The 16,643-nt window shown below is 51.9% G+C and carries 12 protein-coding genes; 4 read left to right on the top strand and 8 right to left on the bottom strand.

Annotated elements, in window-relative coordinates; genetic code table 11:
* The first annotated feature begins 118 nt into the window (after positions 1-118).
* Together ACFQEU_RS05555 and ACFQEU_RS05560 are read left to right on the top strand one after the other, a co-directional pair.
* Positions 119-826 (top strand): hypothetical protein, encoded by a 708-nt coding sequence (locus ACFQEU_RS05555; protein ID WP_379780086.1) that lies wholly within the window; start codon positions 119-121, stop codon positions 824-826.
* A complete protein-coding gene (locus ACFQEU_RS05560) occupies positions 826-1,455 on the top strand; it encodes a hypothetical protein (RefSeq protein WP_379780088.1) in 630 nt (209 codons plus the stop codon). The genes ACFQEU_RS05555 and ACFQEU_RS05560 overlap by 1 nt, the downstream gene beginning before the upstream one ends.
* Before the next feature lie 183 nt (positions 1,456-1,638).
* On the opposite strand, the gene ACFQEU_RS05565 is transcribed toward ACFQEU_RS05560, so the two are convergent.
* Entirely contained in the window at positions 1,639-2,460 is an 822-nt protein-coding gene (locus ACFQEU_RS05565; protein WP_379780090.1) for a tyrosine-type recombinase/integrase, read from the bottom strand.
* Positions 2,461-2,787: 327 nt separating this feature from the next.
* On the opposite strand from ACFQEU_RS05565, the gene ACFQEU_RS05570 reads away from it, so the two are divergent.
* The gene (locus tag ACFQEU_RS05570; protein WP_379780092.1) at positions 2,788-3,144 is read left to right on the top strand and encodes a hypothetical protein; all 357 of its coding nucleotides are present in this window, start codon (positions 2,788-2,790) and stop codon (positions 3,142-3,144) included.
* Between the two features lie 151 nt (positions 3,145-3,295).
* Here the strand turns inward: ACFQEU_RS05570 and ACFQEU_RS05575 are convergent, their stop codons facing one another.
* The 4 genes from ACFQEU_RS05575 to ACFQEU_RS05590 form a co-directional block, all read right to left on the bottom strand.
* Positions 3,296-3,886, bottom strand: a complete 591-nt coding sequence (locus ACFQEU_RS05575; protein ID WP_379780094.1) for a hypothetical protein — start codon at positions 3,884-3,886, stop codon at positions 3,296-3,298.
* 511 nt (positions 3,887-4,397) lie between these two features.
* Positions 4,398-5,777, bottom strand: coding sequence for a PDDEXK-like family protein (locus ACFQEU_RS05580; RefSeq protein WP_379780096.1), 1,380 nt, complete (start codon positions 5,775-5,777; stop codon positions 4,398-4,400).
* Between the two features lie 128 nt (positions 5,778-5,905).
* Complete coding sequence (locus tag ACFQEU_RS05585) at positions 5,906-8,752, bottom strand: UvrD-helicase domain-containing protein (RefSeq protein ID WP_379780098.1); 2,847 nt, start codon at positions 8,750-8,752, stop codon at positions 5,906-5,908.
* A complete protein-coding gene (locus ACFQEU_RS05590) occupies positions 8,749-11,337 on the bottom strand; it encodes a PD-(D/E)XK nuclease family protein (protein WP_379780108.1) in 2,589 nt (862 codons plus the stop codon). Before ACFQEU_RS05590 ends, ACFQEU_RS05585 begins: the two co-directional genes overlap by 4 nt.
* A 190-nt stretch (positions 11,338-11,527) precedes the next feature.
* On the opposite strand from ACFQEU_RS05590, the gene ACFQEU_RS05595 reads away from it, so the two are divergent.
* Complete coding sequence (locus ACFQEU_RS05595; RefSeq protein ID WP_379780100.1) at positions 11,528-12,154, top strand: peptide-methionine (S)-S-oxide reductase MsrA; 627 nt, start codon at positions 11,528-11,530, stop codon at positions 12,152-12,154.
* A 122-nt stretch (positions 12,155-12,276) separates the two neighbouring features.
* Here the strand turns inward: ACFQEU_RS05595 and ACFQEU_RS05600 are convergent, their stop codons facing one another.
* The 3 genes from ACFQEU_RS05600 to ACFQEU_RS05610 form a co-directional block, all read right to left on the bottom strand.
* A complete protein-coding gene (locus ACFQEU_RS05600) occupies positions 12,277-12,945 on the bottom strand; it encodes a peptidylprolyl isomerase (protein WP_379780102.1) in 669 nt (222 codons plus the stop codon).
* Positions 12,946-13,039: 94 nt separating this feature from the next.
* On the bottom strand, positions 13,040-13,942 hold the full coding sequence (locus ACFQEU_RS05605) for an ADP-ribosylglycohydrolase family protein (RefSeq protein ID WP_379780104.1): 903 nt from the start codon (positions 13,940-13,942) through the stop codon (positions 13,040-13,042).
* Positions 13,943-13,997: 55 nt separating this feature from the next.
* Positions 13,998-15,347: a PD-(D/E)XK nuclease family protein gene (locus ACFQEU_RS05610; protein WP_379780106.1), complete on the bottom strand. Its 1,350-nt coding sequence runs from the start codon at positions 15,345-15,347 to the stop codon at positions 13,998-14,000.
* Between the last annotated feature and the right edge of the window lie 1,296 nt (positions 15,348-16,643).

Below are 16,643 nucleotides of genomic sequence, written 5' to 3' on the forward strand. Positions count from 1 at the left end.
TTCGAGACAACGATGATCGCGGTATCGATGACTTGATGACCGAGATCGACCACCTCTTCGTTCACTCAACCGCTGACGCTAACGTGCAAAGCTGAGTTACAGCACGATCCGTCGAGTCGTGAGAGAATTTTATCATCCACATGATGAACCCGAGGAGACTGAATCACTTGATACACTGACTGCTAAACAGGCGGCAATAATCATCGCTCGCCTGCTCCTACAAGACAAGACGCATGCGAATGTCGCAGACCACGTCGGTTGTGCATCCTCATATCCACCACAAGTATACGACCGCGCACCGCGTGTCGTACAACGATTTGAGGATTCGGAAGGGGATCGAGTTGAGCTAATCAAATCTGCCCTCTCTATGGAGAGCATGAGTGCTCTTACAAACCGTGGGCTTGTGGATGACCTCCCTATTGAGTTTGAGCAGGTAGTCAACGAAGATACTGAGACCGCGGCTACCGGAGATGACGAACGTGAGGCAGACCAGCAGGACATCTGGGGATCACCAGTGAACAATCAAACAGGATTGCGTGGTGTGCCAGACCCCGATCCCGCTGTCACCACACCAGATGATGAGGGCGAATCTGGACGGGCACAGGAGCCATCAGATTTAGATGATCCTAACTTGGAAATATCGAACTCCTCCAGCAGTGATGACGCGTTACGGGCGGGTGTTTCAGACCTATATCAGCAGGTACGCTTCCTCAATGATGTTTTTTGTCAGCTGGACACAGATCACAACTCTGATCTCACCGAAGCGGTCACCACAGAGGTAGCAAAGCGCTGCGAGTCAATCCTTCACACTGGTGAAAAAGAATAATGCACGTAGCCCTTGATACTCACTGCGACGTTGCAGTCTCTGTTGGTGATTTAGCTCCAGATCAAATGGATACCCATCACAATCGGTATCGTTGCCTGCTCTGTGATTCACAGTTGAAGGTCAATGTGTCCGACGACGGACAGCCTGATCGTTTCTTCCATTGTAACAGTGAGTCGAACTGCGTAGCTGATGGCAACACCTCGGCGTGTCATCGATCTGCGCAGGAGTTTGCTGTCATGAAACTGTACAATCTCCTTCCGGATGGATCTGAACTCGCCGAAGTGGATCTTGAGCGGCGTATTGGAGACGCGTCTGATTTTGTAATCGTAGACGCCGTGTCTAAGCCAGCGCGAGTTGCTGTTGAGATAATATATAAAAATAGAAACATTAGCCTAAAACGTCGCCTTCAAACATTATTCGATGAAGGATACGGGGTAATGTTGATTGTGGTCAAAAATTCGGGTGTCAACCCGGATCGTCTCGAACATTACCTCAAGCAACTCGGGCCAATCCGTGTCGGTCGGCTTGATCCAACTACTTGGAAAATGAGCCTAGGATCGCTAATCAAACGTGATACGGTAAGTCTTGATGCTCCTGCTTGGGATCGAATGCCAGCTTATTTATCATAAAACAAATGAAATCTGACGGCTATATTGATAAGAAGAAATCAACTACTTACTAAGTATTTCAACAAAGCCTCAGTTATAGCTTATTTGGTAAATTCGGCAAACCGGGTGATATTTATTGTTTTTTTGCTCAAAACAGATCAATTGTAGTCTGTAGACGACTCTGCTCTGATCCCGTGCCACAAATCAGCCTACCACATCAGATTCTTCGAGGTGTTTCTCTACTTCAAGTAATGACATATTATTCGTCTCTGTTTCATTCTCGTAACGCGGACGTGAGTGCTCGCCACTTTGGGGTTCTGGTCCGTCAACGTCAGGCACTTCTGGGTCCTGATCAAGAAGTCGCGAAACGTGCTTCTGTAGTTCTTTACCACTAAGTCGGATGTATGCTTCAGCGACTCTCATGTCTTTCCAACCGAAGTACGCTTGGAGGTTTGGACTGCTCATTCCCCTGTTTGCCCACCAGCACGCGGCGGCAGCTCGTAACGCGTGCGGATAGGTATTACCACTAATCCCAGCTCTTTCGTGGAGTGTGTTGACGCGCCGATTCAACGTCGATTGAGCGATATTGAATCCACCGATCAGATCTGTGAAGCGTTCGACGACCTCAACTATGCGCGCCGACCAATCGTATGGGATCGCTCGTGCACTCGGGCTATATTTTGGCTTCCAATACCGATCTATAATATGTTCAAAGTCTCTTTCGGGTTTTGTTTCTACGGCTTGCTGTGCCTGCTCCTGACAATAGCGGCACCCACATGCTACATGGTGGGGGATTTTGAGCTGTTTGCTTTCGCGATCAATCCATTTTTTATTGTCTCCACTTAGGAAGTGTAGCACTTCGCCAGAGCGTAAACCAAGGCGCCCAGTTGCAAGGAGTATAAACTGATCCTCAACCTGTCGTTCGTACGATGGCGACTCAAGTGTGGCTTGGTACAGACGCTCAAATTCCTCCTCTGACGGTGCATCTCGTACAGCGCTTCTCGTCCGCATTAGTGGGGATTCCATTACAGAGATAGAGTGCCTGTGTTCCTATTTGAATGATAGCAAAATCGATGAGTAAAAACCTGAACATTCATATACTATGGCAAGTCAGCGGAGTCTGGCTCGGCAAAGGATAATCCATATGTTTAAATACGATTTGAGCAGTCACTTTTCAAAATTAGACGAGATACTGAGGCAGATTGCAATAGTTTATATCGTATGGCAACTCCGAGCGCAAAACCCATGTCCAAAGTTTGCGTTCTCTTCTCGACCGCGGGTGGCGCGGGGATCCCCGCGCCATTTCAGGATGTCCAGATTGTAATCGGACGCGTCCTAATATAAGATTAGATCATGACCTATGCGTATTTGAAGAAGTACTCAGTGAGCACGGACAAATCCGGATTTTATATTGACGGACCGAATCGGACGCTCCAAACTACTCATGAAGCAGACCGATTTTTCCGGCAGAGTACACACTACCGCAACGATACACAGCTCCCTCTTACAGTAGTAAAGGCGTTGGTCCATTTGGGAGAGGCCAAAACCGGTGGGCGCGAAAGGAAGAGTGAAATTTTGGGCTGGTTTCCTCAACTGAATCCAGACTTCTGTGATATGAGCCAAGATCAACTTGCCGATCTTCAAGACTTCATCGCGTCGACTGCTGGTTCCGAGGAAGATATATTCTCGCCTGAAACAGCCGGTCAATGAGAACTGCTTATTGACCGCCGAGAATTCTGCCAGCTCAGAGAGATGTTCTGAGAGACGTGCGAGATACACAGCGCGTGTCTCGCACAGAATCAGCTCCATATTCGACTCAAGCCAGATCGGTCAACACAATTCAAGATTATATTGATACTACTTAGTAGACTGCGATTGTTCCAACACCCATTACACAGAGTTTTTCGAAGTCTGTCAAATTGACAGATTTGTCAAACGATAGTTCGTTGGTTGGCTTGCCGAACGGGTTGAATGAGTTATTTTCTTCAAGTTTGCCAATTTGACCCTTACTAGGCGAATTAAATTTCCATTTTCTGGTTAGCAGTGCATTAATTGGCCATTTGCCAAAAACAGCGTATAGCCGTCTCAAATTATTAACATCAACTGTTACAATTTCCTCTGAATTATTATAATTTGTTACTTTTGCTCCAGTAGTCCACGATAGACTTATTGAAGCAAGTGGTTCATCCTCAATCACCGAGTAGATTACATAATCTCCATCATGTCCTTCGGGAATCTCAGGAGAATTATAATGTCTTCCCATTATGCCCACTAATTCATCATTTGCGTCTTTAATATGATAATCATCGCCTTCGCCTTCCTCCATATTAAACCGGAGTACGGTGTTACCTCTGGAATCATCGATACGATATATGAAATTGATATTTCCTTCGACAATTGTATATTTGTCATCGGACAATTCGATGCTTCCAATACTTTTTGGAGCTTTCATACTCGTAGATGACATTTTATGCGAAGTTATTAGTATTTTTCTTAATATAATTTATCATTTCGCTAGGGCCGGAAGAGCATACAACCATATTATATCTCGAATATACGGCGTATCTGATTCTCTTCGCCGATAAATGTGCAAGCAAATTCTACCGGCTAGTTCAGGATATAGACGGAGAAAATAACATCGTTCAGGTGCTGAATCCAGCCTCTGTATCTTGCACCCGTTTCCTATCAACTACAGAGGATTTCAACAGAGCCGCCTTTAGCTATACTACTTACCTCGGTTGCGTAACTGAAACGAGCGTCTCTGGGAAGTTCGGTTATTGCGCGAGTGAGTCGTCTGTGCGTCTTCGATCAACCGCGGCGTTGGCGAGTCGTAGAGCTCTCCGCCGAATTCAAACAGCCGGATTTCTGTAAATCTCTACGCCGATTGTATCTGTCCCTTTTACAGACGGGATTCTATCTGAAGAGTAGGATTTAAACAAAATTGAGTATCTCTGTATCTAATGCTATTCTTTTATATGTAGGCCGCCGGAAAACTCACCTGTAGGATCTTCACCGAACACGTCTCGATACACGTCTTCAAAGACGTCATTGATGATGATCGGGAGCCCGCTGTCCGGAGTACAGAACTCCGAGACTGCAGTGTCAAGCTGGTCAAAATACGAACCAACCAGATTATGTGGGTCAAGCGGATAATCTTTGACAGCGAGTGCTGATGCACTCCCCAGTCGTATCTCGTCAACACCGATCTTAGTTAGTACATCGTGGATGCGATCTCCATATTTCGTGGTACACTTCTCAGCAAACAACGTATTAAATGAGTGTCCGGTGTCTTGTGTTTCAGTGTGTGCGTTTCGGGCTGGTGGTAGTCTGAGTCTGAATCGGAGCGTTTGATTCCGGAGTAGCTCTGTCGTTGGCGAATGACGGTAGAACAACTGAATCGTGCTGGTACTGTTCAGCGGATCTTGATCCCAATACTCCGGGAATAGCTTCTGATACTCTGCGTTGCTTGACACGGAGGTGTTCCAACCGGATTTTTCAACGTCGTATTTATTGACGATCTTATCCACCCAGTTGTTCTGTAGATAAGTGGTCACATCGTCGAAATCACTCTCGAACTGGCTGTTTGCCCGTTCAACTTGCTGGATGAGGTCGCTGTGCTCGAAATACACGTTGAGCCGCTCATTGAGTTCATCCTCATCAATTGCTGAGTCCATACCCTCTGTCTCTTTCAGTGACTGAATAAAGTCTGTGAACTGAATAACACTCCGGTTGGGGTACTCAAAGAGCGATGCCTGTGTCCCTGATTCAAAACTTTTTGCGACATCAGCCCATGTAACGGTCTCAAACGTGGAATCTGTCGGAGTATCAGCAGCCTCCCGTTTCAGATACACATACTTTTTTGATTCGAGATCATCAACCACTAGTTCGTTTTCGTCAAACCAACTGAAATTCCACGTGTCTGCCGCGGCATACGTGGGCGTTTGTTCTGTCCCCTCTTCTGCACCGACCTTCAGTTCGAGAAACACCGCCCAGCGTGGATGGTCACCCAATGCACTCCCACCAGCGATAACCAAGTCAATTCGGCCTTCTATCCCGTCGTCCCCAATCCAGACTTCATCATCAATGTCGATATGCTGGTTAGGTAAGTTGTACTCGTAGAAATCAATACACTCGAAGAACTGGTTGAGGAGTGCGTATCTGAACCCGTGGGATTTCCGCGGATTCAAGAAGTATTGTAGCGTATCTTGGTATTTTTTCTCTCGTGACGCAGAGAGTATCGAATAGATGCCTTGTGGACGCTGTGTCCTCCGGTCAAGTTCCATATACTGTTGTACAAATGTCTCTAGCTCATCGCGCTCAAATCTCGGGAGATCATCAGCCATGCTAAGACGAAGTTCCTAATCCCCCTTGAACCTGATTGACGCTGTAAAAGACCAGACGCTTCAGTTTCGTTCCCTAATTTGTATTCAATTCTTATCACCAGTTACGGTTCAACCCGGAGGGATTTCATTTACCCATTTCGAACACCTCGTACCAATTCTCGTAGTTCCGTCTTGCTCAGTGGCTCAATTGGTTTCCGTTCCCCGTCAGACGTATAGAAGATCGCCATAGTCACCTCCCGGTCCGGATACAGTTCGGCGACCACATGATAGTACACACTGAGCTGCTTCTGGTATTCAGATTCGGCACGCCGGTCAAGATCGGTTTTGTAATCAACGATTTCGGCACGTTCGGGCGTCACGTGGAGAAGGTCGATAACGCCAGAGATGGTGACTCGCTCACCGTCGACATCGAGTGGGAGAAACGCCTGCTTTTCAGCATGTAGGTCGCCGTCTAGTGAGTCAAGCAGCGACTGTACGTTGGTTTCGTCTCGCCCGTCCGGCGTCACCGACTCTCCGAGTGCAGACGCTTCGGCGAACTCGTGGACCTTCGACCCGAACTCCATCCCGCGACCGCCGCTGCCATCCTCGAAGACGCCCTCGTCGATGAACGTGTGCGGAGAGAATCTCGGTGTTCCGGCCTGTGTCGTGATCTCCACCTCGAACGGCGTTGACTCTGGTAGGTCGAGGTCGAAGGACGAGAGGTCGGGCTCAACGTCCGTGATCTCGACGGGAAGTTCCTCAATGAACGTGTTTGGTGAGTCGCCAGCCGTGAATATGACATGATTCTCGGCGCGTGTGATGGCGACGTACAACAGGCGCCGCTCCTCATCATACTCACGTGGAAGACACCGCCGAAGCACATCCACCTTCCAGTTGTCGTAGATGTACGGTACACCATGTGCTTCCGAGTAGTGTTTGCGCTGGCGAAGGCCAACCGGATCCGTGTACATGATGTTGCCGCCACGTCCGCCAGAGGAGGGGAATTTGTGAGCGTTCATATTCGCGAGGATGACGATGGGGTACTCCAGCCCCTTCGTCGCGTGGATCGTCTGGACGGTGACGGAGTCCGTCCCGGCGCCAGCATTGACATCGTGAGTGCTACCTGCCTCGATAGCGTCCTCAATGAACTGGATAACATCGCCACGCGTGAGGGTAGTTGTCTCTTGGACGGATTGGATGGTATGTAACACAACGTCTGCTGTGGGCCCCTCACAGCCGTAGCACTCGAACACGCGGCGGGCGACGCCGCCCAACGTCTCCAACTCCGAAAGCTCCTCGCGGAATTCGACCATGGCCTCGGGGTATGTCTCGTGTTTGAGCACCGCTTGTGTCTCATCGATGGTACAGCCAGCCTCCTCGAGAACAAGTGCCCAGCCTCGGTCGGCATCACGCTCGAGAATGCGGAGCCACGCTAACAGTAACTTAGCAGCATTCGTGCGGAACACTTCGATTCCACCTTCGTACGCCATCGGGAGGTCGTATTGATTGGCAATTTCGAGCAATTCACGTCCGAAATCTCGCGTTCGCGTGAGGACAGTGATGTCGGCGTATTTCGGGGCACGAAGCTCACCATCGTCTCCCTCAACCGCATAGCGGTCATTCCCGACGATCTCATCGATCTTTGCGAGGATCGCCTCCTGTTCGTCCTCGCTCTGTATCGCCTCGATAACGCTGTTGTCGTAGCTCGCATCGGCGGTAAGCGACGTTACCTTTTCGCGTATGGCGGCAACGTCCACGGAGTCACGTCCCGTCGCCGGCGTGGTAAGCGCGTGTTCTGAGAAGTCAAGTACGGACTGTGTCGACCGATAGTTCGTATCAAGCTTGCGTCGTGTGACGGGGCTCAGCGGGAACTCGATTCGTTCGTGATCACTGTTGAGTTCAGCAGCAAACCGTTCGAGCCGGCCCTCGAACTCGCGGATATTGTCGACGTCGGCGTACTGGAAGCTGTAAATACTCTGTTTCCAGTCGCCCACGACACAGATATTGCTCGTTCCTGCGAGGAGTAGTGAGAGTTTGAATTGGATCTCGCTGGAGTCCTGAAACTCGTCGATCATCACGTACTCGAAGTTTACTGCCTCACGCACGTCGTGGTCCTCACACAGAAGGACGAACGCAAAGAGCTGGAGAAAGCTGAAATTGAGGTAGTTGCGACGCAGCGCGAACGAGAGGTAGGCGTGATAGACGTCGTGGATGAACGCCTTGAGCTCGGAGCGATCTTCTTCGAACACCCGAGCGGCAACTCCAGTTGGCACCTGTTTTCCATCGCCGCGGATCTCCTCCTTCGCCGGTGCCTCTGGTGTGTAGACCTTGTTTTGTCCATATCGATAGAGTTTCGACCGGAGAGCGGACTGTTTGCTTCCGTCGTTTCGTGGCTCATTAACCTGCTCGAACAGCGACTCGAACGCTTCGAACTCTCCGTCGAGATGGGATTCACCATCTCGATGCCACCCCTCAGCATCAGGGAAGATGCCCTTCGAGGCGAGTTCCTTGATCAGGTCGAGGAGCTGGCTGGCGTCGGACATCGCCGCAAAGAAATCATCGTACTGGGGGTTCGTATCAATAAATTGGTTGATGAACTCCCGGAACAACGCCTTTTCGATAAGTGCGTCCTCAATGAGCCGTGTCGACCCGGTGATTCGGTCGTCGATCCCGAGATGCGTCGGCGCTGCGTGCCCGTGCTCTTCGAGCAAGTCGTTCGCCAGCGAGTGAAACGTTTGGATGGGGGCATCAGTCAACTCACGCATCCCGTAGTTGCTTTGTGTGACGATTCGATCACGCATTTCTGCAGCTGCATTATTGGTGAACGTGACCAGCAGGATATCCTCCGGATCGACGCCATCCTGATCGATGATATTGGCGTAGCGCCGAGTGACGGTGAACGTCTTCCCGGTGCCAGCACCGGCATCGACGAGATAGAGCCCCTCCGTGCTGTTGATCAGCGTTTGCTGTTTGTCGTTCGGCGGGAACTCGCTCATCGGTCTCCCTCCAGTAGCAGGTCGCGGTTATCGACATAGCGGTAGTTAGGTTCGCCGCCCAGTCCCTCAACCGGGAATCGCTCGTCGCCCGTACGCTGTCGATTAAGCTCATCTATCCGGTCATCGATGAACGCCTCGAACGCGTCGAGATCACTCTTGAAGTAGTTTTGAGCCTGTACGGTAGCAATTTGACGTAGAACCTGTTTTGTCCCCTTTGTGACGTATTTGTACTCGCCAACGTGTGTCTGTAATCGGTCCATCATGGTTTGACCAAATTCCGACTCGATCAGCTCATCGCTATCAGTCGTTCGTGGGAGCAGTTCCTCATCGAACAGTGCCGCGTACATGTCGTAGTCGATCTTCCCGAGCGTCTTTTGACAGTCGTTCGGCCCCTCTTTCAATAGGGTGTCAAAGAACGCCTCTCTCGAGACGTACTCCGCTGCTGTCGTCGGGTAGTACGTGACAGTCGTGAGCGTATCTTCGAGATCGGGGTCACCCGTAATGGCCTCATCGACGGTCTCGAGGAAATGGAAGAAGGTGAACTCAAGCCGTTCGTTCGGCTCTCTCGACCGCCAGTAGGTGAGGTATAGTAGCGCCTGAAAGTTGGGCGTGTCGGCTGGCTCGTCGAGTGCCGAATTCTTTACAATATCTCGGGCGCTCTTTTTTGAGCCGCTCTTGAAATCGAGGAGGTGGGTCCGGGAGTGAACCAAATCAATGAGCCCTTTCACGCCGAGGTCGGAATCCTCGAACCAACGCTCCGTGACCGGTGAGCCGACATCGCGATCAAAATGCTCGGCGATAGCGTTCTTCCCGAACCCGCTTGCCGGCGTGAGAAATACTCCGTCGGTCGGGGGATGTTCGTCGAGATACTCGATGATCGTTTCGAGTCCGACTCGGTATTCGGATCGAAGCACCGCCTCGTCGACCGAGCGAACGAGCGACCGCGCCTCCGTACACATGAGATCGACCACCTCGTCGACCACGTCGGTGTCAACGAACGTGGGATGGTTCACGTAGAATTCCGCGAAGTCGTGATACAGGTTCCCCTCAATAAAGTAGTCCTTGTCTGGACCGTCGACTAGCCGACTGAAGTAGTGGTCACGGGGCGAGTTGACGTAGGTGCTCAACGTTGATTGGCTGATTGTCTCGACTGACTCGTTGGTTACCTCCGTCGGCGGTTTTTCGAAGGCAGTCGTCGACGCCGTCTCGTGTTGCTGACTGTGCGTCGTCGAGGGGAGGTCGCTGAATCGCTCGAACTCCTCATCGAGCAGTTCCTCAAAGTAGAGACACGGCGTGACTGGTGAGCCGCCTGTCGAATCTTGGACGAGGTAGTGTTGCTCGTCTCCGCTCTGGAGGAGTAACTGGAAGCTCTGAATATTACGCGTATACTGTGTGTCCTGATCGACCCACGGTCGACGCGGTGGCGAGTGCGTCCACCCCTCATCCAACCCGAGGAAGAACACGACATCCCGGCCAACATATGAGGCCGACTTCGCGTCTGCAAGGAGGACACCCTCGTTTTCGCGGTCTACTGGGACTTCATACGATTGGAGATAAAACTCCAGCTCGTCGACGCCACGCTCGGTGATTGGCTCGTCGACAATACCGAGCGTTGTGAGTTCCTCGCGGAACGTCTCAAGATCACACCCCGCGCGGTTCTCGAACAGCGTGAGCGCCTCTCCGAAGGTGTACTGCTCAATCTCGTCACAGAAGGCGATCAACCACGACAGGGCAGGGATGTCACTCTCATAGAGTCGCTTTTCATCGTGTTCTAGTTCAACGTCGATCCCAAGCATCGCAAGCAGCGGTCGAATCTCACCAATTCGGGTGTCTGTTCCGTAGTGACCCGCTCGGAGCAACCGAAGGAATGCACGATGCTCCGCGATGTCAATAAATCCGGGCCCACCGAAGAACGGAATATCTGCGGCCTCAAGCGCTGATTCAACGAGCGGTGAGTATTCACTGGCCTGATCGAGGACGATACCAACGCTCTCGGCATTTTCTGTAGTGATCGCATCCTCAACAGCATCGACAATCGCCGTTGCCGAATCGAGGATCCGGAATGGAGGGAGATCGAACGGCTCGTCTGTGAATAGCTTGACCGTATCGTACGATTCTGGGAGATATGACCGCTCAAGTTGCGTCAGCATTTCTGGAGCGATCACCGCGATATCTAACTCGGGATCTAATCTCCCAGTTGTCAGTTCCATCGACGCTGTGTCGAACTCTCCAATACGCTCAACGGCGCGCTTGGTCGCATCATCGACGTATGTGTCGTACTCCAGAATCGCTTCGTGAGTCCCCTGATGCTCCCAGCATTGGAGGATGTTTCCGATGGCATAGGCGCTTCGCTTCCACGAGATAGTGTCGTGATTGACCATCTCGAGAAATGCAAGCCGATCCTCGGCTTGTTCTCGGCGCCCGACTGCGTGTCGGCGAGGTGGGATAGCAAACGAGCCGAGGTGTGGTCGATCTAACTGACGATTCAGGGTGCTGGCGAGCGGCCCGTCAGGCGTGATAACGAGATCGTAATCTGCCACTGCGTCATAGAGCCGCTCGGAGGACTTCGCTTGGGGGAGTGGCACAGGATATGTGACCTTTGTCACATAATAAAAGCTCGGCAACTGAGGGAAACGGTTCGTCGGGTGCCGTTTGTTAGCCGACCGATGAAAGAGACACGTCAACAGTTAGCATATATGCGTGTGGCCAGTACGTGTGCTAATGCGGTGGGACCCACGTGCCGCACTTCGACGTGCTTCTCGACTAGTGATGCCAATGGAACTCACAAAGACACAAATACGCGAGTACGACCGGCGTGCAGTGGACAGTGAAACGACTGAGACAGCAACATTTGGAATCGGGTGTTTCTGGGGGCCCGATGCGCAGTTCGGGGCAATTGATGGCATCATTCGAACCCGCGTCGGGTATGCCGGAGGGACAAAACACGACCCGACGTACCACTCTCTGGGGGATCATACCGAAATTCTCCAAGTTGAGTTCGACCCGAACACGGTGACGTATCGGGATATTCTCCAATTGGTGTTTGAGTCGCACAATCCGCACCATCAGACCGGAAAGACGCAGTATCAGAACGTCGTCCTTGCTGCGACAGCAAGCCAACGAGCGGCTATTGATGAGTTTCTCACGACACGGGGGCTCACCGCCGATGGAGTCGAAACACGAATCGAACGTCTGTCGCGATTTTACCCCGCTGAAGAGTACCACCAGAAGTACAAACTCCAGTCCGCCTCATCACTCATGGATGTGTTTGAAGCCGCGGGATACAGCGACGAAGAGTTTCGTGAGTCACCAATTGCAGCCAAACTGAACGCGTATGTCGCTGGACACGACGTTGCTATCAGCGATACCCTTCCAGAACAACGTCTGGATTCATCGACGTGACTGGCTTGTCTCGATGAGTGGCGGTTTCTAGTGTAAGCCAATCTGTGAGAGACAGCATAATGGAGTCGATAATCCCAATTACCGAGCTCTCAAAATTTCACGACACGCCGAACACTGTGTTGTTACTCAATACCAACTGATTCGAGGGCAACGGGGTCAACTGGTCGGTCATCCCCCTCAGTTTCGACTGAGCCGATATCACGAACGACGTTCAGTCCAGCCGTGACTTGGCCGAAGACGCTATGTCGGTCGTCGAGATGTGGTGTCGCCTCAAGCGTTATGAAGAACTGTGAACCGTTGGTGTCTGGGCCGGAGTTGGCCATCGAGAGCACGCCCGGTCCGTCATGACGGAGTTCCTCGTGGAACTCATCATCGAACATGTATCCGGGTCCCCCACGACCAGTGCCGGTCGGGTCGCCGGTCTGGATCATGAAGCCGTCGATAACACGGTGAAACAGTACGTCCTCGTACAGCGGAGTTCCGGTGACGGTGTCTCCGGTTTCGGGGTCGGTCCACTCGCGTGAGCCTGTCGCCAACCTGACGAAATTGTCGACTGTCCGTGGTGCGCGATCACCGTAAAGTTCGACCTCGATAGCGCCCTTGCTTGTCTGGAGCGTTGCGGCCACCTGATCCTGTTGGCTTTCGTCGGGTTCTGGCTCGGCTTCTAACTCGGCGTTAGGATCGGATTCTTCAGCCGGTTCTGCACCACCATTCTCAGTGTCCCCACAGCCGGCGACGGCAGCCGACCCGGCAGCAAGTAGCCCCGTTATGAATCGCCGTCTGTTGCTCATGAAACCATCAGTAAACCGGTATAGAAAGCGATGACGGATCGGGACCGAGGCCGAATTTGGGGGCTTTGGGCGACGACATTGATGGAAGAAGATGCTACGCCAGCTCGGCCAGCTGGTCCGCAAGCGCGTTGAGTTCATCCGTCTCGTCGATAGCCGAGAGCCATCGGTTGGGGAGATCGGAGGCGCCGAATCGTGCCCCAGCGACGGCGCCCGCAATCGCCCCGATAGTGTCGGTGTCCCCACCACGATTCACGGCTGTCACGATTGCCTCCGTGGCAGAATCAGCGTGCAACCCATCGTAGAGCGCCGTCTGGAGGGAGTGGACGACGTATCCGGATGTCTGGAGGTCAGGTGACGCTCCACGAGCGATGGGTTCGAGCGCGGCGATGAGCTCTTCGGGTACGCCGGCGACGTGGTCAAGCGCATCCTGTAGCGGCTTGTCTACATTTTGGAGCAGGCCAGCCACCGTGAGGGTAAGGATAGCACACCCGTCGGTACACCGCGGATCGGCGTGAGTGATCCGCGAGGAGTCTCGACTCACCTCAACAAGCTGCTCTCTGTCCGTCACGTACGGGACAGCGAGCGGCGGGCATCGCATCACGCTCCCGTTCCCGGCATTTTGCCCTTCAGGACTAGCTTCCCAAACCTGCTTGCCCGCCTCGTTCCACTCATCACCGTGTTTGAGTCGACTGAGTGACTGCATCGTCATGCGCCCGATATCGAACGGATCGCTGTCGTACCACGCAACAAATCGGGTAGCGATATCGGCCGGGTCAAACCCTCCCTTTTCAACTACGCTGCGTGCGATACATAGCGCCTGTTCGGTGTCATCGGTGATCGTTCCGGCCTGTTGATTCCACGTGCCGTGACCAACCATTTCGTCGAGACGCCCGTGCTCTGCGGTGATTGCATCAGCGGACATGAATTCAACTGGCCGTCCAAGGGCATCCCCACATGCAAGTCCGAGCAACACTCCACGGGCGCCATCTGGGTTCATACCGAAGTTCACGAATGGCGTAAGACAAAAACGCAGCGCACCAGTGACGCAACCGTCACTCGTATATTTCTAGTGACTCCTCGAAGGCTTCTTCGATCAACGTGATTAGTTTCGGATACTCAATCACGATATCGAGGAATGCGTCGTGTAACGCCGCTGTATACGCATTAAAGAACCCATCGTGGTCACCAACCGGGATATCATAGGAGAGTGCAACTGGTCCCCCTCGTCGCCCGGTGGCTTCTGTTGTTGGGGGGATCTCACTGGCATGTTTGTCGATCTTTTTACCAATCCGGTCCTTGAAATCGTACATGAATTGGTCGCTATTGCCAGTTCCGTGCCACAGCTGGAGTTCGAGTGTCTGATCTTCCACTGCCTTACTGCGGTTCTGCTCTAACCGGTGGAAGAGAGAAATTCGAGCACCACTTTTGTCATCGGGCTTGGCATAAATCGGGGCAAGATCAGCTTTGTCAAGCCACCAGCCTTCCTTAACGAGTCCAGCCCAGTCTGAACCCCCTTGCCGGAACATCCAGCGCTCAGATTCGCCGTTCGGTTTCGTAATTTCGACGGCAACTTGATTCGCAGGTTGAGTCGGGAGCTCAATAACTTCGGCAATATCAAGCGACTCGGCAAGACGTGTCCCCCACGTGTCCGCGTATTCATCCCATTGACTGTCGAAGGCAGACTCGGCTTCCCGAATCTCGTGGTAATAATCAAAGTACAATTCCGCCTTTTGTTGTTGATTTTCTTGATATTCTGTCATCTGTAATTCGCTCCTGATTGTCCGTATGAAGCTATTGAGCTGTGCAGTCGTCTCAGCCGGATATTTCCCGTGACCGGCCGTAAGAAACGACTGGAGCCCGGACGACATCCACTCCCACGAAACCGGTACGAACTCATCAGCCGTCGGCGGCGATGCCTCGCTGGGAGCGAGGTAAATGTAGTGGTGATTTTCGGTTGGGACACCGTCTTTCGTGAGGTCAATGCCGTTGAAGTCCTCTGCCTGAACGTAATCAGTGGTTTGGCCACTGCCTTCAGCCGCGGTGACCTTGAGTTCCCAGCAGATGAACCACTCGTCTTGAACCCACATTACTGCATCCGGTCGCCGCTCGTTCGATGTCTGTATCTCTGTTTCGACACGAATATCTGTGAGATCAAACGGAGAAAACGTATACTCTACCTCGTCGTGGTCGGCAAGAGTAGTCAGCAGGTGCTCTAAGAAGGCGTGGTCGAGTCCATGCGGTCTCTCCGGAGAGAGGAAATGAAACAGTAATCGCTGCCAGTCCTGCTCCAATTGTCCGCGCCCGAGCACCTGTAGTGTCGTCGGGGGTGGCGTCTCAGCTTCGGGCAGCCGGTCAAGCTGCCGCTTGAACTCAGCGAGACGACCGTCAAGACGTTCTGGCACACTCCCACATGTGCCGGGCACTAAATCAAACTTACCCGACCAACCCCAGAATCTATTCAATCTGGAACGAGCTCGCGAACTCCGCGACGAGGCAGATGAGCACTTGGAAGCGCTCCGTCAGAAACTGGATGTAGGAGACGGTGAGATCATTGAAATCGATGGAGTTAGTTCCGACGACGAATTTTAACGGTCAATCCTCTACTGCGCAGACTCTGTTGAAATCCTATTTCTCAGATATATCATCGCCTGAAACACCCGGTCGATGAGAGCTGCATGTTGAACACTAAGAGATCTACCAGTTTATGAAGGTGTTTCGATAGCCGTGCGAAATACACAGCGCGAGTCTTGCAGACGCATATCGGTCGGTTGGCACTGGGGACTTAGCAGGCTTTCATTCCATCAGCGCTCAAAAATCGGTGATGGAAGGGAGCTGGCCACTCTAGTCTACGATTTCCACTCAGAAGTACGTGGGCAGTTCGGACAATTCCACCTATAATGGGTGGTACTTGAACTAAGAAGCCCACCGCTTTCTTCACGGGTTTGCAAGTGACCTTTCCGGTGAGCACACTTCATATGGACTTTTAACCCACATCCGTTACATTTGTTATCAGGGTTTTTACCGTCACAATACGCACACTTGGAGCTGCTTAACAGTCCCATGTTCCATGCTATGACTAGACACTCATTATATTAAAACTGATTGTTATTATTTTACTTTAGTTAATATTCTTCTACGTACATATTTACTATATCTCACATATCAGTACTGATATTACCTCCATCAGGTAGTTGCCTCGGTGCTCATTTCATATCGCTACTGAGCAGTTGATTCACGAATGACGGGGCGAAATCAATAGCGACCGAGTGCTGAATTCATGCCTCAGGTTTGCGTTCTCTTCTCGACCGCGGGTGGCGCGGGGATCCCCGCGCCATTTCAGGATGTCCAGATTGTAATCGGACGCGTCCTAATATAAGATTAGATGCGTATTTGAAGAAGTACTCGGCGAACACGGACAAGTCCGGATTTTACATTGACGGACCGAATTGGACACTCCAAACTACTCATGGGGCAGATCGATTTTTCCGGCAGAGTACACACTACCGCAACGATACACAGCTCCCTCTTACAGTAGTAAAGGCGTTAGTTCACTTGGGAGAGGCCCAAACGGGTGGGCGCGAAAGGAAGAGTGAAATATTAGACTGGTTTCCTCAACTGAATCCAGACTTCTGTGATATGAGCCAAGATCAACTTGCCGATCTTCAAGACTTCATCGCGTCGACTGCTGGTTCCGAGGA

The organism is Halorubrum tibetense, from assembly GCF_042661865.1.
Classification (GTDB): Archaea; Halobacteriota; Halobacteria; order Halobacteriales; family Haloferacaceae; genus Halorubrum; species Halorubrum tibetense.